Genomic DNA, 22,193 nt, shown 5'->3' on the forward strand with positions numbered 1-22,193 from the left:
AGGCAATCGACATGGATGAACTCGCCCTGCTGGCCGACGCCGACCGGCGCGCGCACGCCTATCTCGCCGCCACGAACGAACGGCGCGCGTATCCCGACGCGGCCGCGCTCGCCGGACTGGCCGCCTTCGACGAGCCGCTGCCCGACACCGGCTACCCGGCCGGCGACGGGTTGCGCCTGCTCGACGCGCGCGGCACGCCCGCGACCGTCGCGTCGAACGGCCCGAACTACTTCGGTTTTGTGATCGGCGCGACGCTGCCGGCCGCGGCGGCGGCCGAGCGGCTGATGCTCGCGTGGGACCAGTGCGCGTCCTCGTTCGCGAATTCGCCGGTGGCCGCGACGATCGAGCGGCAGGCTGCGCGCTGGGTGGTCGACGTGCTCGGACTGCCCGAAGGCAGCGCGGTCGGTTTCGGCACGAGCGCGACGGCCTGCACGCTCGTCGCGCTGGTCGCCGCGCGGCGTGCGCTGCTCGCGCGCAAGGGCTGGAACGTCGACGAGGACGGCCTGATCGGCGCGCCCGAGGTCAAGGTCGTGCTCTCCGAGCTCGCGCACATTACGGTGAAGAAGGCGCTGCGCGTGCTCGGCTTCGGGATGAAGCGTCTTGTCGTCGCGCCGGTCGACCCGCATGGCCGCATCGATCCCGCGCAATTGCCGCCGCTCGACGACCTGACGATCCTCTGCGTGCAGGCCGGCGAAGTGAACACCGGCGAATTCGACCCGTTCGCGGCGCTGATGCCGCCCGCGAAGGCCGCCGGCGCGTGGGTGCACGTGGACGGCGCGTTCGGGCTGTGGGCGCGCGCATCGTCGAAGCGCGCGCTGACCGACGGCATCGACGGCGCGGACAGCTGGACCACCGACGGTCACAAGTGGCTGAACACGCCGTACGACGGCGCGATGGTGATCTGCCGCGACGCGGCCGCGCTCGCGACCGCGATGAACAGCGATGCCGTCTACCTGAGCGGCGCGCACGACGCGCAGAAGAACCTGAACCTCGAATTCTCGCGGCGGGCGCGTGGCATTCCGGTGTGGGCCGCGCTGCGTGCGCTCGGCCGCGCCGGGGTGGCGACGATGGTCGAGCGGCATTGCGCGCAGGCCCAGCGCGTCGCGGACGGCCTGCGCGCGGCAGGCTACGACGTGCTGAACCGGGTGGTGCTGAACCAGGTGCTGGTGCGCGCCGGCACCGACGACGAGACCCTCGCGATCCTGCAGGCCGCGCAGGATTCGGGCGACGTGTGGTTCGGGCAGACCGTGTGGCAGGGGCGGCCGGCGTTCCGGATCAGCGTGTCGTCGTGGCGCACCGAGGACGAACACATCGATCGTCTCGTCGCGTTGCTGACGAAGCTGCGCGGCGTGCACGTGGGTTGACCGGCGGCGATTGCCGTCCATGGCCGCCGTCTTTGCCCGACGCGGCCGCCGATATATGCTCGCAGTTTTTCAGGAGGAGCGGTCGCGATGATTCTCGTGAACCAGCAACGGCTGTGGGATTCGCTGATGGAGATGGCGACGATCGGCGCGACCGCGCGCGGCGGCAGCTGCCGGCTCGCGCTGAGCGCCGACGAGGTGCTCGGCCGGCAACGCTTCATCCGCTGGTGCGAGGAAGCCGGGTGCGAAGTCCGCATCGATCCGATCGGCAACGTGTTCGCGCGCCGGTCCGGCACGCAGCCTGACGCGCCGGCCGTGATGTGCGGCAGCCATCTCGACACGCAGCCGCTCGGCGGCCGCTTCGACGGCGTCTATGGCGTGCTCGCCGGCCTCGAGGCGATTCGTGCGCTGAACGAGCAGGGTGTCGTCACGCGTCATCCGATCGACATCGTCGCGTGGACCAACGAAGAAGGCTCGCGCTTCACGCCGGGCATGATGGGCTCGGCCGTCTATGCGGGCACGCTGGAGCTCGATGTCGCGCTCGCCCGGCCGTGCATGCAGACGGGCGTGCGGCTCGGCGACGAACTCGCGCGCACCGGCTTCGCCGGCCGCGAGCGCGAGCGGCAGATGCCGAAGGCGTATTTCGAAGCGCATATCGAACAGGGGCCGGTGCTCGAGAACGCCGGTGTGCCGATCGGCGTGGTGACGGGCGTGCAGGGCATCTACGAACTCGACATCACGGTGACGGGCTTCGAGTCGCATGCGGGCACGACGCCGATGAGCGTGCGCCGTGACGCGATGGGCGTGGCGGCGGCGATGATCGCCGCGATCGTCGATCACGGGCACGCGTTCGATGCCGATGCGCGCGTGACGGTCGGCCATGTCGCGTGCCAGCCGAATTCGCCGAGTACGATTCCGGGCCGGGTGCGTTTCAGCGTCGACGTGCGTCATCCGTCGCGACCGGCGCTGCAGCAGCTCGTCGCCGACATCGACGCGATCTGCCGGGAGCGCATCCCGCTGCGCGGCACGCAAGTGCAGGTGCAGACCATCGCCGAATACGAGCCGGTGGTGTTCGATGCCGATTGCATCGCGCGCGTGCGGCAGGCGACGGCCACCGCCGGCTATGCGTACATGGAGATGTGCAGCGGCGCGGGGCACGACGCGGTGAACCTGTCGTACGTCGCGCCGAGCGCGATGGTGTTCGTCCCGTGCAAGGCCGGACTGAGCCACAACGAGGCCGAGGATGCCGATCCGGTACACCTTGCGCAAGGTGCGTCGGTGCTGGCGAACCTGCTGGCCGATTGCGCACGGTAGCGGTGCGGGGCGGCGTGCGCATCCGCCTTTCTCGTCTGCGCGAAAATGTCGGACAATAACGCGGCATGCGCGCCGCGCGGCGCCCGGGCGGCGCATTCGATCGATGCATTCACGCTCACGAGATCCCCATGTCCACGACACCTCCCCGGGAATTGCTGAAAGCCGCCGATATCGCCAAGATGGAACCGACGCGCGCGGTGCATTCGCTGAATCCCCATGCCGTTCGCCTCAAAAAGCAACTCAGCGACCTGACCGGCCTGACGCAAATCGGTGCGCATTTGCTCACGCTGATGCCGGGCAGCGAGTCGTCCGAGTATCACCGCCACCTGTACGAAGAAGAATGCGTGTACGTGTTGTCCGGCACGGGCACGGTGACGATCGGAGCGTGTCGTCACGACGTCGGGCCGGGTGACTTCCTCGGCTTCCCGCGCGGCGGCGAAGCACACGTGCTCGAGAACACGAGCGATGCGCCGCTTCACATGCTGGTCATGGGCCAGCGGCTCGAACACGACGTGTGCGAATACCCGCGAAGCGGCAAGCGGCTTTACGTCGCCGGCGAACTCGAAGACTTCGTCGATTTGCCGAAGCAGCCATAATCCCGGCTGAATCTCACCGACAGGATTCCCCGCCATGGACACGCCGCATCCGCCGATGACTGCCCCGATTGCCGAAACGGAACCTGAAACCGAAACCGTCGCCGAGCCGCGCGCATCGCGCGTGCAGCGGCCGGTCGCGCTCGTCACCGGATCGACGTCGGGAATCGGCGCGGCCATCGCGCGACGCCTGGCGGCGGACGGCTATGCGGTGATCCTGCATTCGCGCAGTTCCGCCGACACGGGCCGCGCGATGGCGCGCGAACTTGGCGCGGCCTACGTGCAGGCCGATCTCGCGGACGATGCGCAGCGCGTGCGCCTGATCCGCGATGCGCTCGCGGTGCACGGCCGGCTCGACGTGCTGGTCAACAACGCGGGCGTCAGCCGCGTGATTCCGCATGACGATCTCGCCGCCGCGACGCCCGACGTGTGGCGCGAGATGCACGAGATCAACGTGATCGCGCCGTTCCGGCTCGTCGCCGAAGCGCAGTCCGCGCTGCTCGAAGCGGCGTCGAGCGGGCGCGCCGGGTGTGTGATCAACGTCAGCTCGCATGCGGGCGTGCGGCCGAAAGGCGCGTCGATCCCGTACGCGGCGGCGAAGGCGGCGCTCAATCACACGACGCGCTTGCTCGCGCGCACGCTCGCGCCGGCGATCCGCGTCAATGCGGTGGCGCCGGGGCTCGTCGATACGCCGCTGACCGCCGACTGGACCGGCGCGCAGCAGCTCTGGCGCGAGCGTGCGCCGATGCGCCGCGCGGCGACGCCCGAGGACGTCGCGCAGACGGTCGCGATGCTCGTCGCGTCCGATTACGTGACGGGCGAGATCGTGATGCTCGACGGGGGAATGAACCTGACGTGACGGGGCGCGGCCGGTGCGGCCGGTACGGTGAGCCGGCGCGGCGACCTCGTGCCGGCGTCATGCGCGCCAGCGCCGCCGCCTGCCGGTTTTGCCTGTCGATTTCCCCGTTCAGCGATCTCGTGAGTCAGCCGAGATTCGACCGCAGCCGCGCGAGCGCCTGATCATGCGTGCGTTCGAACTTCAGCGGCGTGACCGCGACATAGCCTTCGCCGAGCGCGACCGTTTCCGAATCCGCATCGTCGTCGCGCGGTGCGCGCGTCAGTTTCAGCCAGTGGTATTCGAGGTCGCGCGGATCGCGCCCCGACACGATGTCGACACCCTGCAGCGTGCCGGCGCCCTGGTTCGTCACCTTCAGGCCGCGCACGCCGTCGGCCGGCCGCGGCGGGAAATTCACGTTGAGGCACGCGTCGCTGTCCCAGCCGGCTTCGACGAGCCGGCGAATCACGTCCGGCGCATGCGTGAGCGCCGTATTCCACGGCACCGCGTTGCGGTCGCTGAACGCCTGGCTCAGCGCGATCGCCGGCACGCCGACCAGCATGCTCGTCATCGCGGCGCCGACCGTGCCGGAGAACACCGTTTCGGTGCCGAGGTTCGCGCCGCGATTCACGCCGGACAGCACGAAGTCGGGCCGGGCGCCCTTCATCAGGTGGCTGACCGCGATCGCGACGCAATCGCCCGGCGTGCCGCGCACGGCGAAGCGGCGCTCGCCCTTGCGATGCACGCGCAGCGGTTCGTGCAGGCTCAGCGAATGCGACGTGCCGCTCTGGTCTTCCGCCGGCGCGACGATCCAGACTTCGCGCGCCAGTTGCGTGGCGACCTGTTCGAGCACTTCAAGGCCGGGGGCGTCGAATCCGTCGTCGTTGGTGAGCAGGACGCGGTCGAACAGCGGGCGGGTTTCTTGCATCGGGACGATCCTCGCAGGGTGGCAATCAGAGGGAAAGGCATCGCGGGTACACCCGCAAGGCTAGCATTCCGTCGTGACGCGTGTCGTGCCGAGCCACGCCGCGCGCGGCCCGCACATGCAAGAACGGGCGCATCGCGCGCCCGTTCCCTGGTTCATCTGCCGCCCGTGCAGCGGGCCGCAACCGCGTATCCGCGTTACCCGAGCACATGCCGCAGCACGCCGGCCGACACCACGCCGACGATCACGGTCGGCAGGATCGACAGGCGCGTCGCCGCGATCAGCGTGACGGCGAGCGCGAGCAGGTCGGCCGGGCGCGTCGACACGAACGCCGGTGCGATCACCGAGATCAGCACGCAACCGGGCACGTTCTCCATCACCGACGCCATCCGCGGGCTCAGCGTGCGGTTGCGCAGCAGCACGTAGCCGAGCACGCGCGACAGGTAGGTCGTCGACGCCATCAGCACGATGGTCGCCACCGTCGCGAAATCAGGCAGCATCGCGCGGCTCCCACAGCAGCGCGGCGATCAGGCCCGCGCACGCGCCGGCCGGGACGTACCACGCGCCGGGCAGCGCCAGATGCGTGGCCGCCGCGACGACGAGGCTCACGAACCACGGACGGCTCGTGCGCATGCCTTTCCACATCCCGCGCAGCAGCACCAGAAACACGGCCGTGAACGCCATGTCGAAGCCGTACTGCTCGACGTTGCCGATCGTCGGGCCGACCGCCGCGCCGAGCGTGGTCATCGAGATCCAGGTCAGGTAGAGCCCGCTACAGATGCCCGCGTAATAGGGGGCGCTGATGTGCGTGGCCGAGCGCGAGCGGGCGTCGGCGAGCGACATCGCCCAGCTTTCGTCGCACATGAAAAACAGCGCGGCGAATGCGCGGCGGCGCGGCAGGCGCCGGATATAGGGCGCGAAGGCCGCACCCATCAGGATGTGGCGCGAATTCACGAGGAACGACATCGCGACGATCAGCGCGATGTGCGGCGGCGATGTCCACAGATGGATCGCCGCGAATTCGGAACCGCCGCCGAAGTTCAGGCCCGTCATCATCGGGACCTCGAACAGGCTCAGCCCTTTTTGCGCGGCTTGCGCGCCGAGCACGAGCGCGAACGGCACGAAACCCAGCATGACGGGCAGCGCCGCGCGCAATCCGCGACCCATCTCGGCGACATAGGCGGGCTTGTCGCGAAGCCCGGACGACGTTGAAACGCTACTGCTCATTACTCCTCCTTAGGGGAGTAGGATTGTCTGCTTTTTTGACTCGAATCGGGTTGCGTTGTGGCCAGATCTTGCGGAGAATTTGGCATTGAACGCATGATTCACGATTTTTTTGGAATTGGATGCCAATGAAGCTTGACGCTATCGACCGCCGGATCCTGAGCGCGCTGCAGCGCGACGGCCGCATGCAGAACGTGGAGCTCGCGCACGAGGTCGGGCTGTCGCCGTCGCCGTGCCTGCGGCGCGTGCGGTTGCTCGAGGAGGCGGGGGTGATCGAGAAATACGTGGCCGTGCTGAATCCGGCGAAGGTCGGCAAGGGGCTGACGATCTTCACGCGCGTATGGCTGAAGGGGCAGGACGCGGAATCCGTGAACCGCTTCGCCGACGCGGTCCAGCAGATGCCCGAAGTGGTCGAATGCCACCTGATGGCCGGCGACTGCGATTTCCTGCTGCGCGTGGTGGCGGCCGACATCGACGACTACCGGCGCTTCCAGATGGAGACCCTGACGCGCATTCCGGGCGTGTTGAGCGTGAAGACCGACATCCCGATGCAGAAGGTCAAGCTCACGTCGGCGCTGCCGACGTAACGCGGCGCGGGGCCGTCACGACGATCCGGCCCGTGGTCACCGGCCGGTGACAATCGCCCGATACACTGACGGAACCCGCCGTTTTGCCGTGCACCGGTGGCAGCACGGCGCGACATCGATGTGCAAGCAACTAACGGTCAACCGCGAGGCGAACGGCGCACCCGCGCGCAGCGCGCGATGCGATCCGCCCGGCGGTGCATTTCTCTTGTCGAGCCTTTCATGCAGCCATTCAACACGCCGTGGAATTCGCTGGAAATCGTCAAGCTCGTGCTCGGCGTGCTGACGCCCTTGTCGGTCGCGTGTCTCGGCTGGCTCGTCGCGCGCCGGCTGAAGCGGCTCGAACTCGTGCAGTGGACCAACCAGCGGCTGATCGAGAAGCGGCTCACGCTGTACGACACGGTCGCGCCGCAGCTCAATGCGCTGTTGTGTTTCTACACGTGGATCGGCTACTGGAAGGACATCTCGCCGGACGACGTGATCCGCGCGAAGCGCGAACTCGACCGCACGTTTCACATCTACCGCTACCTGTTCGACGACGACGTGTACGACGCGTATCACACGTTCATCCACGCGCTGTTCGAGATGCATACGGGGCCGGGGCGCGATGCGCGGATCCGTTCGCTGATCCAGGCGCCGGACGGCGACCGCAGCGTGCACGGTACGTATGAATGGAAGCCGGCGTGGGCCGAGCGGTTCTCGACCGCGGACGTCGTGTCGAAGGACGACGTGGTGCGGCATTACACGCGGCTGATGGAGCGGCTGCGCGTCGCGCTCGGCGCCAATCGCTGACGCTCGCGCACGCGCTCGGGGCATCGGTAGCGGAATTCGCTACCCGGCGGCGCGGATTGCTCCTCTCGCGTGAGCCCGCTACGACACGACCGCCTCCGCACTCATCCGCCGCAGCTCGGGCACGCACGAGCCGCACTGCGTGCCGCATTTGAGTTGTGCCTGCAAGCCGGCGAACCGCTCCGCCGGCGTCGCGCCTGCCGGGCACGCCGACAACACCGTACGGATCTCGCGCTCGCTGACGCCCACGCAATTGCAGACCGCGCGGCCACGTGCGGGCGCCGCCTGCAACGGCACGCGCCCGGCGAACAACAGCATCCGGCCGATCGCGCCGACGCCGGTGCCGCTGTCGACGTAGTCGCGCAGCACGGCGGCGCTGTCCTCGGTTGCGCCGGCCGCGCCCGACACGGAAAACGCCGTCAGCGCACCGTCGACCACGCGTATGCGGCGGGCGGTGCCGCGCCGTGCGTCGCCGTAGCTCATCACGTCGATCGCATGGTCGGGCAGGCCGAGCAGTGCCTCGACTTCGCGTTGCAACTCGATCGGTACCGGCTCGTAGGCCGCCGCGCGCCATGCGAGTCCGCCGCCGGCGTCGTCGCCGAACGGCACGCAACTCGCGTACGGGAATCGCGCAAACAGCGCACGCACGTCGCGCTGCCGCGCCAGCAGTTCGTCTGCGGCCAGGCGTGCGGCGATCAGCCAGCGCCACGGCAGGTCGGCCTTCAGCAACTTGATTGCCGCGTGCTTCAGTTCCGGCTGACGCGAGTGCGGGTCCAGCGCGGCGGACGTCACCGTATTGACGCCGGCGCCGATGCGATTGCCGGCCACGCCGGACACGAATTCGTCGCCCCAGTGCATCGGCGTGAACGCCTGTCCGGGCAAGATCGCGTCGTCGGCACGCGCGGGCAGCAGCATGCTGCCGCGGCGCGACGTCAGGTGCACGAAGTCGTGCGGGCCGATGCCGAGGCGTGCGCAGTCCGCGGGGTTCAGGTCGACGCTCGGCGCCGGGGCATGCGAGAACAGTTTCGGCACGCTGCCCGTGCGGCTGCAGCCGTGCCACTGGTCGCGCAAGCGGCCGGTCGTCAGCGCGAAGCGAAAGCGCGAATCGACGGGCTCCGCGACCGGCTGGTACGGGGTCGCGATGAAACGGGCGCGGCCGTCGGCCGTGGGAAACCGGCCGTCGGCGTAAAGGCGCGCGGCACCGTGCGGCGCGCCCGCCGGAAACGGCCATTGCTGCGGGCCGTCGGACTCGAGCCGCGGCCACGACAGTCCGCCGATGTCGCAATCGCGCCCGGCGGTCGTCGCGCGATGCTCGTTCCACACGGCTTCCGTGTCCGCATACGGAAACAGCGTGGCCCGGCCCGGCGTGAGCCGGGCCTCCAGCCGCCGGCCGACCTCGGCGGCGATCCGCCAGTCCGCGCGCGCGTCGCCGTACGGTTCGACGGCCGCCCGCACGCGCGAGATGCGCCGCTCCGAATTGGTGACGGTGCCTTCCTTCTCGCCCCACGTGGCGGCCGGCAGCAGCACGTCGGCATACGGTGCGGTACCGGTATGCGCATACGCGTCCTGCAGCACGACGAATTCTGCGCGGGCGAGCCCCGCGCGCACGGCCGCCTGGTTCGGCAGCGAATGCGCCGGGTTCGTGCAGACGATCCACACGGCCTTGAGCTCGCCCGCGGCGAGCCGGTCGAACATCTCGACCGCCGTCAGGCCGGGCTGCGCCGGCACGTCGTCGACGCCCCACAGGCGCGCGATCTCGGCGCGATCGTCCGGGTTCGCGAGATCGCGATGCGCGGACGCGAGCGTCGCCATCCCGCCCACTTCGCGGCCGCCCATCGCGTTCGGCTGCCCGGTCAGCGAGAACGGCCCCGCGCCGGGCTTGCCGATCTGGCCGCTGGCCAGATGCAGGTTGATCAGCGCGACGTTCTTGTGCGAGCCGTCCGCCGACTGGTTCAGCCCCTGGCAGTATAGCGACAGCGACGGGCCGTCGGCGAACCAGCGCGCGGCGGTCACGATGTCGTCGGCGCGCAGCCCGCAGACTTGCGCCGCAACCGCCGGCGACCATTCGCGCACGCTGTCGCGCACCGCGTCGAAGCCGTTCGTGTGCGCGTCGATGAACGCGCGGTCGAGTGACCCGTCCCACACCAGCACGTGCAGCATCGCGTTGAACAGCGCGACGTCGGTGCCGGGCTGCAGCGCGAGGTGCAGCGTCGCGTCGCTCGCGGAATCGGTGCGGCGCGGATCGGCGACGATCACCTTCATCGCCGGATTGCGCTCGCGCGCGGCTTCGAGCCGGCGGTACAGGATCGGATGCGCGAACGCCGGGTTCGCGCCGGCGATCAGCACCGTGCCCGCGTGTTCGAGGTCGTCGTAGCTGCACGGCGGCGCGTCCGCGCCGAGCGACTTCTTGTAGCCGACCACGGCCGAGCTCATGCACAGCCGCGAATTCGAGTCGATGTTGTTGGTGCCGATCAAGCCCTTCGCGAGCTTGTTGAACACGTAGTAGTCTTCGGTGAGCAACTGGCCGGAGACATAGAAGCCGACCGCGTCGCGGCCGTGCTGCTCGACGATCCGGGCGAAGCGCGCGGCGACGTGGTCGAGCGCGTCGTCCCACGACACGCGCGTGCGCGCCGCGTCGCGCACGTGCCGCAGTTCGGGATGCGTCGCACGCGTTTGCGCATAGCGCTCGGGCGCGGCGGTCAGGTGCAGCGTGCTGCCCTTCGAGCACAGCCGGCCGAAGTTCGCCGGATGATCGGGGTCGCCGCGCACGCCGACGATCCTGCGTTGTCCGTCGCCGTCGCCGCGCGTCTGGATGATCACGCCGCAGCCGACACCGCAGTAGCAGCAGGTCGAATGCGTTTCGCGCAGGTCCGCGTCGGCGTGCGCGTCGCGATCGAGTGCTGCCGCCAGTTCCGTCATGCAGCGTGTCCCGGTTCGGTGCACGCGGGTGCGCCGGATGCGTCGTCGCCGATCGCGAGCGACGCGAGTTCGCTGCGCCTGAGCAGCACCGCGTCGCCGTCGCACGCGACGCTGAACACGGGCGTGCAGCCGTCGTCGGGCGGCAGTGCGCAGCCGTTGCCGAACGCGACGTTGAAGCCGTGCAGCGGACACGTCACCTGTTCGCCGTGCACGATCCCCTGCGACAGCGGGCCGCCGCGATGCGGACAGCGGTCGAGCAGCGCGAACACGCGGTCGCCCGCGGTGCGAAACAGCGCGACGGGCGCGCCTTCGGTCCGCTTGACGACCCGCGCGCCGAGCGGGGGAATGTCGTCGATCCGGCAGACTGCGATCCAGTCGGGTTCGAAAGTGGTCATCGTAGGGCTTCCTGGCGGTGGCAGTGACGGCCGCGTCAGCGGCCGGCCGTCTCGACGGCGATCGGGGTGAACTGGCGCAGGTCGACCTGCGCGTCGTCGGTGTCGTGCCACGGATCAGGCTCGTCCTTCAGCGCGAACTGCAGGCGTTCCCACAGCGCCGCGCGGTTGCCGGCATCGTCCAGCACGCGCGCCTTCACGTAGTCGAGGCCGACGCGCTCGAGGTAGTGCACGGTGCGCTCCAGATACCAGCCTTCCTCGCGATAGAGCTGCAGGAAGGCGCCCGCGTATTCGAGCACTTCCTCGTGCGTCTTCACCTTGCAGAAGAATTGCGCGACCTCGGTCTTGATCCCGCCGTTGCCGCCGACGTAGATTTCCCAACCGGAATCGACGCCGATCACGCCGACGTCCTTGATCCCCGATTCCGCGCAGTTGCGCGGGCAGCCCGACACCGCGAGCTTGACCTTGTGCGGCGCGTACATCCGCCACAGCGCGCGTTCGAGCTGCTGGCCCATCAGCGTCGAATCCTGCGTGCCGAAGCGGCACCATTCCGAGCCGACGCAGGTCTTCACGGTGCGCAGCGCCTTCGCGTACGCGTGCCCGCTCGGCATTCCGAGGTCGTGCCATACGCCCGGCAAGTCTTCCTTCTTCACGCCGAGCAGGTCGATGCGCTGCCCGCCCGTGACCTTGACGGTCGGAATCGCATACTTGTCGACGACGTCGGCGATGCGGCGCAGCTCGTCGGCGGTCGTCACGCCGCCCCACATGCGCGGTACGACCGAATAGGTGCCGTCCTTCTGGATGTTCGCGTGCGCGCGTTCGTTGATGAAGCGCGATTGCGGATCGTCCGTGGCTTCATGCGGCCAGGTGCTGATGCAGTAGTAATTGAGCGCCGGGCGGCAGGTCGAGCAGCCGTTCGGCGTGCGCCATTCGAGGAAGTGCATCGCGGCCGGCACCGACAGCAGCTTGTGCTCGCGAATCGCCGTGCGCACTTCCGCGTGCGTGCGGTCGGTGCAGCCGCAGACCGGCTTCGCCTTCGGCGACGCGGAATAGTCGCCGCCGAGCGTCGACATCACGATCTGCTCGACGAGGCCCGTGCACGAACCGCACGACGCGGACGCCTTCGTGTGCTTGCGCACGTCCTCCAGCGTGAAGAGCCCCTTCTCCTTGATCGCGCTGACGATGGTGCCTTTGCAGACGCCGTTGCAGCCGCACACCTCGGCGGTGTCGGGCATCGCCGCCGCGTGCGTGACGCCGCTGTGCCCGGTGTCGCCGAGGCTCGTCTCGCCGAACATCAGCGTCTCGCGGATGTCCGCGATGTTGCGGCCCTCGCGCAGCAGCTTGAAGTACCACGCGCCGTCGGCCGTGTCGCCGTACAGGCAGGCGCCGACGATCCGGTCTTCCTTGACGACGATCTTCTTGTAGACGCCCGCGAGCGGATCGGACAGCGTGATGTCCTCGGTGCCTTCGCCGCCGAGGAAGTCGCCCGCGGAATAGAGATCGATGCCGGTGACCTTCAGCTTCGTCGACGTGACCGAGCCGGCATAGCGGCCGATGCCGAATTCCGCGAGATGGTTCGCCGCGACCTTGGCCTGCTCGAACAGCGGCGCGACGAGCCCGTACGCGATGCCGCGATGACTCGCGCATTCGCCGACCGCGTAGATGCGCGGATCGTAGGTCTGCATCGTGTCGCTCACGACGACGCCGCGATTGCAGTAGAGCCCCGCGCTTTCCGCGAGTTCGGTGTTCGGCCGGATGCCGATCGCCATCACGACGAGATCGGCGTCGAGCGAATCGCCGTCGGCGAAGCGGACCGCGCGCACGCGCGTGCCGTCCGGGCCGTCGGCTTCCAGCGCGGCGGTCTGCTTCGACATCAGGAAAGCCAGGCCGCGCGCTTCCAGCGACTTGCGCAGCAATTCGCCCGCGGTGGCGTCGAGCTGCCGTTCCAGCAGCGTCGGCGCGAGGTGGACGACCGTGACGTCCATGCCGCGCAGTTTCAGGCCGTTGGCGGCTTCGAGGCCGAGCAGCCCGCCGCCGATCACGACCGCACGGCGATAGTGCGACGACGCATCGATCATCGCCTGCGTGTCGGCGATGTCGCGATAGCCGAGCACGCCGTCGAGCCCGATGCCGGGGATCGGCAGCATGAACGGGTTCGAGCCGGTCGCGAGCAGCAGGCGGTCGTACGGCGCCTCGGTGCCGTCGTCGGCGATCACGACCCGGCGCACGCGGTCGATCTTCACGACCTTGCGGCCGGTCAGCAGCGTCACGCCATGCTGCTCGTACCACGCGTAATCGTTCAGGACGATCTGCTCGAGCGTCTGCTCGCCGGCGAGCACCGGCGACAGCAGGATCCGGTTGTAGTTCGGATGCGGCTCCGCACCGAACACCGTGACGTCGTACAGATCCGGGGCCAGCTTGAACAGTTCCTCGAGCGTGCGGACGCCCGCCATACCGTTGCCGACCATCACCAGTTTCAACTTCCGCATACCGACGTCTCCTTGGCCTTGAGCGTGCAGGTCGCCCTGCGTGTCAAGGAGACAAAAAGCAAGCGGCATGCCAATCGCGCCGGGGCGCGGCCCGGTGCGTTGCGTGCAGGTTGGTGCGCACCGCGCGTATGCGCGGCACGGCCTACATTGGTGCATCGCAATGCAAGTCGGTGCACGGGGTCGGTCGCGAAGTCGGTCACGGTCGATTCGTCAGCGGTTTCCCGTCGCAGGTGCGTGGCGGCGCGCGTGCGGCGCCGCCGGCATTGCGCTCGTCACGCAGGCTGCGCCGGTTGCGCGGGCCGATGTTCCGGCCCGTGGCGGCGCTCACTCGGCGACCTGCGTGACGCCGTGCGCGGGCATGGCCGGCATGCCGGCCGGGCGCGCGTCGGCGGGCATGGCCCAGCCGAGCCATTGCGCACGCAGCCACACGAGGGCGCCGCACGCACCGGCGGCGAGCGCGCCGAACGTGACGAAGCCGAGCTGATAGCTGCCGGTGCTTTCCTTCGCGATGCCCATCACGACGGGCAGATAGAAGCCGCCGATGCCGCCCGCGGCGCCGACGATGCCGGACAGCAGGCCGGTCTTGCCCTGCCAGCGGTGCGGCACGAGTTGGAAGGTCGCGCCGTTGCCGAGCCCGAACGCGACGTACAGGCAGATCAGCAACGCAATGCCGCCCGCCAGCGGCGGCATCCACGCGGCGAACGCGAAATCGGCGACGGCGATCGCGGCGAGCAGCACGATCAGCGCGCGGACGCCGGTGACGCGGTCGGCGATGAAGCCGCCGAGCGGCCGCACGATCGCGCCGAGGAACGCGAGCAGCGACATGAACAGGCCGGCGTCGATCTTCGACATTTGGTACAGCGACGTCAGCAGCAGCGTCACGTATGACGACATCCCGACGAAGCCGCCGAACGTGATGCTGTAGATCAGCATGATGACCCACGTATCGCGCTCGGCGAGCACCGTGCGGTAGCGCGCGGGCAGGCTCGCGATCGCGAGCAGCGCGCCCATCACCGGCAACAGCAGCACGCCGGTCTTGCCGGTGCCGAACAGGCCGCCGTGCACGGCCAGGACCAGCGCGACGAGGCCCGCGAGCGTGATCGCGAAGGCACCGAGCGCACGCGGCACGCTGCCGGATTTCTCGCCGCGATCGTCGGCCCACGCGGCAATCGCCAGGCCGGCGATCGCGAGCAGCGGCAGTGCGGCGGCGGTCGACAGCTTCCAGCCGACGGCGGCCGCGATGTGCGGAAACATGAAGCCGTCGAGCACCGCGCCGATGTTGCCGGCCGCGGCGAGACCGAGCACGAGCCCCTGCACTTTCGGCGGATAGCTGCTGCCGGCCATCGGCAGCGCCACCGCGAAACTGGCGCCGCCCATGCCGAGCAACACGCCGAGCACGAGCAGCAGCGCATACGACGGCGTGCCGGGCACGCACGGCAGGACGATGGCCGGCAATGCGGACAGCACGACGCCCATCAACGCGATCGTGCGTCCGTTCGCGGATTGATACAGATTGCCGAGCGTCACGCGCAGGATCGCGGCGGCGAGCACCGGCACCGCGACGAGAAAGCCCTGCTGGGCCGCGGACATCGCGATGTCCTTGCCGATGAACGGCGCGAGCGGGCCGTACAGCACCCAGACGGTGAAGCCGGTGTCGAAATACAGGAAGCACGCGAGCAGCGAGCGCCAGTTGCCGCTCTGCAGGGAGGTGCGCAAACGCGTCATGGTGAAGACCTCGGCGGATTGCCGGTCGGACACCGGCGGGATCGGTCGGAACATCGGAGGGCGCCGCGTCGCGGCGTCAGGTCTTCGTTGGCAATATGTATGCCAGGCAGCGACAGATGGCGACGCATGCGGCGCCGGGCCTTGTCGGGAGCGGGCGTTGGGGGATCCGCGGCGATCGGTGCGACGCGGGGCGCGCGGCACTGCCGGCGTGCGCGCGGCGCGGTGCCGGTGCGGCGATGCACCGGGATGATTCGGGGTGCTATCGGTGATTGGGCAGGGTGGTGGGGATGGGGGGGAGCGACGGCGGCGACCGCCGGCCGCTCGAACGGCGGCCGGCCGGATACGGCGAATCAAGCGAACGAGATCACGAGTTTCTTGCCGCACGCTGCCGCGTACTTGCGCAGCGTATCGATGGACGGTGAATGCTGGCCCGTTGCGAGCGCGCGCTCGAGTCGCGTCACGGCCGGTGCTTTCGTCCCCATGCGCTCCGCCACCTCGGCTTGCGACAGGCCAGCATCTCGCCGGGCGGCCAGCATCACGTCGAGCAGTGCGAGTTCTTCGCGGTTCAGTCGTTCGTACTCGGCGCGCACCTCGGGGTTGGACAAGGCACGCTCGCGCAGTTCCTTATACGTTGCCATCTTGAACCTCCTTGAGTCGACGGCGTGCGATTTCCAGTTCTTTCCGCGGCGTCTTTCATACGAGTTAAGCTACACAGTAACAAATATGTTATGTTCGGGCAAGTGCGATGTCCGACCGCGACTATGGATGCAGGCGGCCGGGCGGACGTTCGAAGCGTCGTTACGGCTGTCGGGGAAGACGATCAGGAAGGCGGTATCGGACCAGGTTCGGGCGACCTGAACGAGGTGACGTGTGCGATTCGGTCCCGGCGCAGGTTGGAAGCGCCGGCAAGGTCAATTCCGTCCCACCACCGCCGTGGAGAGATCGATCATGGAAGTCCCCTTGTGCCGGAGCGGCGTGAATAGGGGGTCAGTTTGGGAGCGTGTTCGGAGCGGGTCAATTGACCGATCGGCTGACGATTCGCTGCGCCGGCGCAGCCGGTCGCCAACGGATGCACGCCGTTTTCGGCGCGCCGGGAGACGTACGCCAGGCCGTCACGCGCAAATCGAGCGCATGCGCCGACGCGCACACGCCGACTACTGTTTCCTGCAAGCCACCTGATGATCGATCACGGTATTCGCCGACGGCGTGTCCGGCTCGCCGCCGACCGTCGTCACGCCGAGCACGCCGGCCGCGCTCCGATATCGCAGCGCGCAATACCCCATGCCGGTGCCCGAGCATGCTTCGGCTTCGATGATCCCGTGCTTCGCGAGCGTCGCCGCGCCGTCCATCGGGTCCGGCTTGTCGTGTGGAGGCAGCGGTTGCCAGCCATGCGAGATCAGGATCCTGCGCGCCTGGTCGAGCGGTTTGCCGTACACGTTGGGCACGACCGCACGGCCGTGGCAGTACGTGCGTTCCGCGGCGACCGCGGTCAGCCGCAAGCCGCCATGCTCTTCGCGCAGCTCGCCCACGGGTGCCGCCGGACCATCGCCGCCCCAGACCAGCAGCGCGCCGCTTTCCAGCGGCTCCACCGAGCCGAGCTGCCAGCGGGCCGCGTGTGTCGTATAGCCGAGCGCGACGAGCGTCGTGCCGTCGAAGACGCCGACGTTGGCATGGCGCGCAAAGCAGATCGCGCTCGTCCCCGGCTTGAACCCACTCGTGAACGTGACGACCGTATAGCGGCCGAGCGGCGCCTCGGACGTCACGACCCAGCCGAGCTTCGCGACGTCGCGGCCGGCCGCGGTGGCAATTTTTGCGCGATATTGCGCGCAAAACGCGTCGAGCGCGCCGTTCTCCGGCGAGCGCGGCAGCGCGCCGAGCCGAACCAGCGACGCGCCGTCGATATCGGAAGCCGTGCGCAGCGTCTCGGCCGATGCCGCCCCGCCGAGCACGACGCACGCGAGTGCCGCGAGCGATGCGCCGCGGCGGGCAAACGGCCGGGCAGCGATGCGCCGCACGTGGGCTCAGCCCTTCGCGATCACGTCGATCCGCAGCGCATCGCCACCGTCGACGATCGCCAGCAGACGATCGACGTTCGGATGCGCGCCCGGGCGGTTGCGTGCGTCGGCGGTGTGTTCCGCGAACACGGCGAGGCCGTGCTCGGCAGCCTTCGCATCGAGCGTGCCGAATGCCTGCTTCAGGTAGTGGTACACCGCGAGCGAGCCTTGCTTGCCCGGCTGGTTCTCGATGCTGGCGACCACGTCGCCGTTCGGGCCGACGAGATCGATGCGCGCGATACCGTCGATGGCCGGCAGTTGCGCGAGGTTGTCCTTGAATACTTGGGTCGGTTGAATCACTGAAACACTCCGTCGGTTCGGTCATGGGCCAATCGGCCCGTATCTTATCCGATCGGCCAACGTGCCCCCCGCGCCGCCTGCGGCTCGCCAGGATGGCGGAGATCGATATGACGATGGGTGGGGAGCCGGCACCTTGTGCAATACGTCATCATGAAATACCGTGGTCGATGACTCTGACAAAATAGAACTCCTGACCGTATGCGGGCGAGTGGGCCGCGCTCGGACAGCCGGTCGTGTGGGAGCGCTAGCCGACGCGCGAACGGGTCGAGAGAGTCCCGTCGCGCGTTCGCGGAAGTCGCCGAGCCGTGACGCAGGTACTGCCGGCCGATCCGGGCCGCGCGGTCCTGCGCCAACCCGATCGCTACGCGCGCTCCGAACCGCGCCGGCATCGCCCGCGCTTTTCCGCTAGAGTAGGCAATCAGGTCACGCACGCCGCCCGTGCCGGCATGCGGCGGCCCCTTACCGCAACTGCACACGAGGGCTCCGATGGACACACAGGAACGCTACACCGCCAACGCGCCGACGCGCGCGGAAGTCGATGCACTGGCCGGTGCTACCGTCATCGAATTCGGCACGAACTGGTGCGGGATCTGCGCGGGCGCGCAGCCCGCGATCGTCGCGTCGTTCTCCGCGCATCCGGCCGTGCGGCACCTGAAGATCGAGGATGGCCCGGGCCGGCCGCTCGGCCGTTCGTTCCGCGTGAAGCTGTGGCCGACGCTGGTGTTCCTGCGCGACGGGGTCGAAGTCGCACGGGTCGTGCGTCCCGCCGATGCGAAGCAGATCGAAGCCGACGGCTTCGCCGCGCTCGCCTGAGGTTGCGATCATGCAACAGGCCATCACGCACCTCGGCGTCGAAACACGCGGGAGCGGCTTGATCGAATTCACGCCGCAGGTGCGTGCGTTCGTCGACCAGCAGACGATCCGCACCGGGCTGTTGACCGTGTTCTGCCGCCATACGTCCGCAGTCGCTGCTGATCCAGGAGAACGCCGACCCGTCGGTGCAGCGCGATCTCGAACGCTACTTCGCGACGCTCGCGCCCGAGGACGACACGCGCTACGAGCACGACACGGAAGGGCCCGACGACATGCCCGCGCATCTGCGCACCGCGCTCACGCAGGTGCAGCTGTCGATCCCGGTCGAGCACGGGCGCATGGTGCTTGGCACCTGGCAAGGGATCTATCTGTTCGAGCATCGTCGCGCCGCGCATCGGCGTGACATCGTGCTGCATCTGATCGGCGAGTAAGCGCCGAAACGCCGAAACGCCGAAACGCCGGCACGCGAACGAGCAGGCAGGCGCTCGCCGCGTGGCACTCTCGCAACCGCGTTCAGCCGAGCAGCTTCTCGACGAGCGCGCCGAGTTCGCGCAGGTGAACGGGCTTCGGCAGGAATTCGTCGAATACCCGCTGGTTCTCGCGCAGCGCGGCCGATTCGTACGCGCTGACGCCGAGGATCGACGGAAACCGTCCATCGTCGTCCGGCTGCGCGACTGCCCGGATGCGATGCGCGACTTCGAAGCCGCTCAGGTCCGGCAGCTCGAGATCGAGCACGACGAGGTCGTAATGCGCGTCGCCGAAACGCGCGACACCTTCGTGACCGGTGCCGCACAGATCGGCGTCGACGCCAAGCGCCGACAGCATCGCACCGAGCGTTTCGCGCGCGTTGTCGTTGTCGTCGACCACGAGCGCGCGGCGATTGCGCTGCGCGGCGGCGGCCGGCCACGCGGGCACGTCGCCGGTCATTTCGCCGGCATCCGGCACCTCGGCCGGCAGCGTCACGATGAACTCGCTGCCTTCGCCGACCGTGCTGCGCACGTCAACATGGCCGCGCAGCGTCGTCACGATCTCGCGCACGACCGCGAGCCCCATCCCGATCCCGTCGACATGCAGGCCGACCGCGTCGTTCGCGCGATAGAACGGCTCGAAGATCTTCGACAGATGCTGCTTCGCGATGCCGGCGCCCGTATCGCGCACGACGAGTTTCAACTCGCGGCCGGCCGGTGCGGCGACGAGCATGATCGAGATGTCGATCGAGCCGTCGGTCGTGTACTTCACCGAATTCTCGATCAGGTTCGACAGCACCTGCCGCAACAGCTTGCGATCGGAGCGGATCGCGAGGTCGTGCGGCTCGACCCGCTGCGCGATGTCGATCCGCCTGGCCGCGATCTTCTCGCGCAGCGGATCGAGCACCTCGGCGAGCAGCGACGCCATGCCGACGGCTTCGGCTTCGGCGAGACGCTTGGTCGAGCGCAACTTGATGTAGTCGGTCAGGTCCTTGACCAGTGCTTCCAGCGACGACGCGGAATTCTGCAACCGGCGGATCGTCTTCAGGTTCGCGTCGGACTGCGGCCGCGCGAGCAGGATCTCGATCGATCCGCAGATCGCCTGCAGTGGCGTGCGCAATTCATGGCTGACCATCCCGAGGAAGGCGTTCTTCGCCTCGATCATCTCGAACGCGCGATCGGACGCCTTGCGCTCCGCATCGAGCGCCGCGTCCTGCCGCTCGAGCAGGTCGTCGCGCGTGCGCATCGTATAGAACAGCAGCAGGAACAGCGCGCACAGGATCACGCCGAGGATGATGCCGAGCGACAGGATCGCCCGCTGCTTTTCCTTCAGCTGATGGAACGTGAAGTCGCGCTGCGCCATCTCGATCGCGCGGAAGTCGTTCGCGAGGCCGTTGACCTTCGGCCAGTACGCATCGACCTCGTCGATCACGCGCTGCGCGCCGTTCGGCGCACCGCGCAGCAGCGGCACATCGTGCTTCAGGCGCGCCATGAATGCGCCGAGCATCGCGATCTGGGCGCGCGCGCGCGGAATGCGCAACCAGTATTCGGATACCTCCGACGGCCGCTGCAGGAATCCGAACGACACCGACAGGCTGTCGAGCTGCGTCTGCACGTGGTCGAAGTCGTCGTCGACGTGCGTTGCGTAGAGGATCAGCTGGCGGTCGAAACGCGTGTAGACGTTGCGGTATTGCGCGGCGGTCCAGAACACGCCTTCACGCGGGCCTTCGAGCACGCCTTCGTTGACCGACGTCGCGAGCAGGTCCCACAGCAGGAATGCCCACGCGGCGAATCCCAGGATCCACAGGGATCCCAGGACCAGGATGATCTTTCGGTTCTTCCATCGCCCGCGCATCATGCCGCGTGCTTACTTCACGGTCAGGCCGATGATCTGCCACGCGAACTTGGCTTCGCCGAGCGGCGTCTTCAACTCGTCGGGATACTGGTCGCGCGGATACATGATCCACAGCGGGCCGTAGTTGTCGTTGCCGAGCACCTTGCCGTTCATCGTGCGCGCGAGGATCACGCCGTACTTGTCGGCGTCCGACACGGGGATCGTGAACGTGTATTCGTCGATGCAGCGGAACTCGATCTGCGTGCCGTGCGCGTCGACGGTCTTCAGCACGTCGGACAGGCGCGGGCCGGTAAAGGTCGCGGTGGGCGTCCAGCTGGTCGACGTGACGATCGTGTGCTGCGGCAGCGCCATCAGCGCCTGTTCGGAAAAGACGAAGGTCGTCTTGCCGGGCTGGTTGCTGCGGCCGATCTTGCCGTCGACGGTGAACGTGAACGACGCGGCCCAGCTTGCGACGGCCATGCCGAGCAGGCCGGCCGCGACCAGGCTCTTGATCCAGATGGTCGAAATGCGCATGTCTTTCCCCTTGGTCGTTGTCGTGTGATGGTCGGTCGTGTGGTGAGCTCAACTCGCGGCGGCAGCGACGGCCGGCAGCGTGATCTTCAGTTCGCGCGCGACTTCGGCGAACAGGATCGGCAGCCGCACCGGCTTTTCCTCGCAGCGCGCGTTGTAGTGCGACACGATGTGCGCGATTTCGTCCTCGCTCGCCTCGCCGGTGGAGATCTTGCCGGTCAGCAGGAAGATCGGCGCGCCGCCGTTCTCGCTCGACCGGATGCCGCGCACGAGCTCGGCGGCGGTCTGGTCGCCGAGCATCCAGTCGAGGATGTAGCCGTCGAAATCCTCGACTTCCAGCGCCTTGCGGAACGACGCGCCGTCATAATAGGGGATCGCGTTCACGCCTTTTTCGATGAAGTATTCGCACACCGTTTCGGCGACGTCCTGCGAATCGTCGACCACCGCGATCCGCGCCGCATAGACGTTCGGCTGGTTCGAGCGCAGCTCGATGACGTCGACCGGATAGGTGCGGCCCTCGCGTGCATGCTGGCGTTCCGTGACGATCCATTCGCCCTGCCACTGCAGTGCGACGAAATCCGTTTCGATCTGGCTGCTGGCCTTCGTCGCGATCGCCGCGCGGCAGCGAAAGCGGCGCGACTCGATCACGAGCGTCGCGTCGATCATCTCGGCGGCGGCCGGCTGCGTGCCCTTGTCGTCGAGCAGGATCGCGGGCGGCACGCCGAAGTGCGTCGCGATGTCCTGCAACTGCGACAGGTTCCACGGAATCAGGCCTTTCATCTTGCGCGTGACGACCGAGAAACTGAGGCCCAGCACGTTCGCGATCGTCGTGTTGTGGCTGCGCGGCGGAATGCCGTTGCGCGTCAGCAGATCGCGCACCTTGGTGGCGGTGATGAGATCGGCGTTGGCCTGCTCGCTGGTGGACATCTCGAAGGGGTCTCCTGGGTTTGAGCGACGAAGAGCATATTCAAAAGTGACGCGATACGCAAACTCTGATCCAGAAAATCACCTTGACATGCCATATTTCTCCATTATTATTGCTCA

General features: G+C 68.3%; 20 protein-coding genes and 1 pseudogene. 8 read left to right on the forward strand and 13 right to left on the reverse strand.

Features of this window, described 5'->3' with window-relative positions; translation table 11 throughout:
* The first annotated feature begins 11 nt into the window (after positions 1 to 11).
* From ACTJKF_RS13415 to ACTJKF_RS13430, 4 genes are all read left to right on the forward strand, one after another.
* Positions 12 to 1,364 (forward strand): pyridoxal phosphate-dependent decarboxylase family protein, encoded by a 1,353-nt coding sequence (locus ACTJKF_RS13415; protein WP_440624010.1) that lies wholly within the window; start codon positions 12 to 14, stop codon positions 1,362 to 1,364.
* A gap of 87 nt (positions 1,365 to 1,451) precedes the next feature.
* Positions 1,452 to 2,675, forward strand: coding sequence for a Zn-dependent hydrolase (locus ACTJKF_RS13420; RefSeq protein ID WP_440624011.1), 1,224 nt, complete (start codon positions 1,452 to 1,454; stop codon positions 2,673 to 2,675).
* Positions 2,676 to 2,803: 128 nt separating this feature from the next.
* A complete protein-coding gene (locus ACTJKF_RS13425; protein WP_440624012.1) occupies positions 2,804 to 3,271 on the forward strand; it encodes a cupin domain-containing protein in 468 nt (155 codons plus the stop codon).
* A 34-nt stretch (positions 3,272 to 3,305) separates the two neighbouring features.
* A complete protein-coding gene (locus ACTJKF_RS13430; RefSeq protein ID WP_440624013.1) occupies positions 3,306 to 4,127 on the forward strand; it encodes an SDR family NAD(P)-dependent oxidoreductase in 822 nt (273 codons plus the stop codon).
* A gap of 124 nt (positions 4,128 to 4,251) precedes the next feature.
* Here the strand turns inward: ACTJKF_RS13430 and surE are convergent, their stop codons facing one another.
* The 3 genes from surE to ACTJKF_RS13445 all read right to left on the reverse strand — a co-directional run bounded on the left by surE (position 4,252) and on the right by ACTJKF_RS13445 (position 6,255).
* A complete protein-coding gene (gene surE / locus ACTJKF_RS13435; protein WP_440624014.1) occupies positions 4,252 to 5,031 on the reverse strand; it encodes a 5'/3'-nucleotidase SurE in 780 nt (259 codons plus the stop codon).
* 194 nt (positions 5,032 to 5,225) lie between these two features.
* A complete protein-coding gene (locus ACTJKF_RS13440; RefSeq protein ID WP_440624015.1) occupies positions 5,226 to 5,528 on the reverse strand; it encodes an AzlD family protein in 303 nt (100 codons plus the stop codon).
* Positions 5,518 to 6,255, reverse strand: coding sequence for an AzlC family ABC transporter permease (locus ACTJKF_RS13445; RefSeq protein WP_440624016.1), 738 nt, complete (start codon positions 6,253 to 6,255; stop codon positions 5,518 to 5,520). The genes ACTJKF_RS13440 and ACTJKF_RS13445 overlap by 11 nt, the downstream gene beginning before the upstream one ends.
* Before the next feature lie 125 nt (positions 6,256 to 6,380).
* Between ACTJKF_RS13445 and ACTJKF_RS13450 the strand changes: the two genes are divergently transcribed.
* On the forward strand, positions 6,381 to 6,839 hold the full coding sequence (locus ACTJKF_RS13450) for an Lrp/AsnC family transcriptional regulator (protein ID WP_006749370.1): 459 nt from the start codon (positions 6,381 to 6,383) through the stop codon (positions 6,837 to 6,839).
* 219 nt (positions 6,840 to 7,058) lie between these two features.
* On the forward strand, positions 7,059 to 7,628 hold the full coding sequence (locus ACTJKF_RS13455) for a hypothetical protein (protein WP_440624018.1): 570 nt from the start codon (positions 7,059 to 7,061) through the stop codon (positions 7,626 to 7,628).
* Between the two features lie 78 nt (positions 7,629 to 7,706).
* Here ACTJKF_RS13455 and ACTJKF_RS13460 read toward each other — a convergent pair whose 3' ends face one another.
* The 7 genes from ACTJKF_RS13460 to ACTJKF_RS13490 all read right to left on the reverse strand — a co-directional run bounded on the left by ACTJKF_RS13460 (position 7,707) and on the right by ACTJKF_RS13490 (position 17,504).
* Positions 7,707 to 10,544 carry a nitrate reductase gene (locus ACTJKF_RS13460; protein ID WP_440624019.1) on the reverse strand — a complete coding sequence of 946 codons (2,838 nt, stop codon included), beginning with the start codon at positions 10,542 to 10,544 and terminating at the stop codon, positions 7,707 to 7,709.
* Positions 10,541 to 10,939, reverse strand: a complete 399-nt coding sequence (locus tag ACTJKF_RS13465) for a nitrite reductase (NAD(P)H) small subunit (protein WP_440624020.1) — start codon at positions 10,937 to 10,939, stop codon at positions 10,541 to 10,543. The genes ACTJKF_RS13460 and ACTJKF_RS13465 overlap by 4 nt, the downstream gene beginning before the upstream one ends.
* 35 nt (positions 10,940 to 10,974) lie before the next feature.
* Positions 10,975 to 13,425: a nitrite reductase large subunit NirB gene (gene nirB, locus ACTJKF_RS13470; RefSeq protein ID WP_440624021.1), complete on the reverse strand. Its 2,451-nt coding sequence runs from the start codon at positions 13,423 to 13,425 to the stop codon at positions 10,975 to 10,977.
* Between the two features lie 324 nt (positions 13,426 to 13,749).
* Positions 13,750 to 15,150, reverse strand: a complete 1,401-nt coding sequence (locus tag ACTJKF_RS13475; protein WP_440624022.1) for an MFS transporter — start codon at positions 15,148 to 15,150, stop codon at positions 13,750 to 13,752.
* A 350-nt stretch (positions 15,151 to 15,500) separates the two neighbouring features.
* Positions 15,501 to 15,788, reverse strand: a complete 288-nt coding sequence (locus ACTJKF_RS13480) for a helix-turn-helix domain-containing protein (RefSeq protein WP_440624023.1) — start codon at positions 15,786 to 15,788, stop codon at positions 15,501 to 15,503.
* 516 nt (positions 15,789 to 16,304) lie between these two features.
* A complete protein-coding gene (locus ACTJKF_RS13485) occupies positions 16,305 to 17,165 on the reverse strand; it encodes a hypothetical protein (protein ID WP_440624024.1) in 861 nt (286 codons plus the stop codon).
* 6 nt (positions 17,166 to 17,171) lie between these two features.
* Positions 17,172 to 17,504, reverse strand: a complete 333-nt coding sequence (locus tag ACTJKF_RS13490; protein ID WP_440624025.1) for a DUF2322 family protein — start codon at positions 17,502 to 17,504, stop codon at positions 17,172 to 17,174.
* Between the two features lie 486 nt (positions 17,505 to 17,990).
* On the opposite strand from ACTJKF_RS13490, the gene ACTJKF_RS13495 reads away from it, so the two are divergent.
* Together ACTJKF_RS13495 and ACTJKF_RS13500 are read left to right on the forward strand one after the other, a co-directional pair.
* Positions 17,991 to 18,317: a thioredoxin family protein gene (locus ACTJKF_RS13495; RefSeq protein WP_440624026.1), complete on the forward strand. Its 327-nt coding sequence runs from the start codon at positions 17,991 to 17,993 to the stop codon at positions 18,315 to 18,317.
* A 10-nt stretch (positions 18,318 to 18,327) separates the two neighbouring features.
* Positions 18,328 to 18,748, forward strand: a pseudogene (locus ACTJKF_RS13500) (secondary thiamine-phosphate synthase enzyme YjbQ).
* An 82-nt stretch (positions 18,749 to 18,830) separates the two neighbouring features.
* Here the strand turns inward: ACTJKF_RS13500 and atsR are convergent.
* Genes atsR through ACTJKF_RS13515 form a run of 3 tightly spaced genes read right to left on the reverse strand, consistent with a single transcriptional unit; the run spans position 18,831 to position 22,076 of the window.
* Positions 18,831 to 20,642 carry a hybrid sensor histidine kinase/response regulator AtsR gene (gene atsR / locus ACTJKF_RS13505; RefSeq protein WP_440624027.1) on the reverse strand — a complete coding sequence of 604 codons (1,812 nt, stop codon included), beginning with the start codon at positions 20,640 to 20,642 and terminating at the stop codon, positions 18,831 to 18,833.
* A 9-nt stretch (positions 20,643 to 20,651) separates the two neighbouring features.
* On the reverse strand, positions 20,652 to 21,152 hold the full coding sequence (locus ACTJKF_RS13510; protein WP_440624029.1) for a molybdopterin-dependent oxidoreductase: 501 nt from the start codon (positions 21,150 to 21,152) through the stop codon (positions 20,652 to 20,654).
* A gap of 48 nt (positions 21,153 to 21,200) precedes the next feature.
* Positions 21,201 to 22,076 carry a response regulator gene (locus tag ACTJKF_RS13515; protein ID WP_440624030.1) on the reverse strand — a complete coding sequence of 292 codons (876 nt, stop codon included), beginning with the start codon at positions 22,074 to 22,076 and terminating at the stop codon, positions 21,201 to 21,203.
* Between the last annotated feature and the right edge of the window lie 117 nt (positions 22,077 to 22,193).

The organism is Burkholderia sp. 22313, from assembly GCF_052045245.1.
In the GTDB taxonomy this organism is placed as follows: domain Bacteria; phylum Pseudomonadota; class Gammaproteobacteria; order Burkholderiales; family Burkholderiaceae; genus Burkholderia.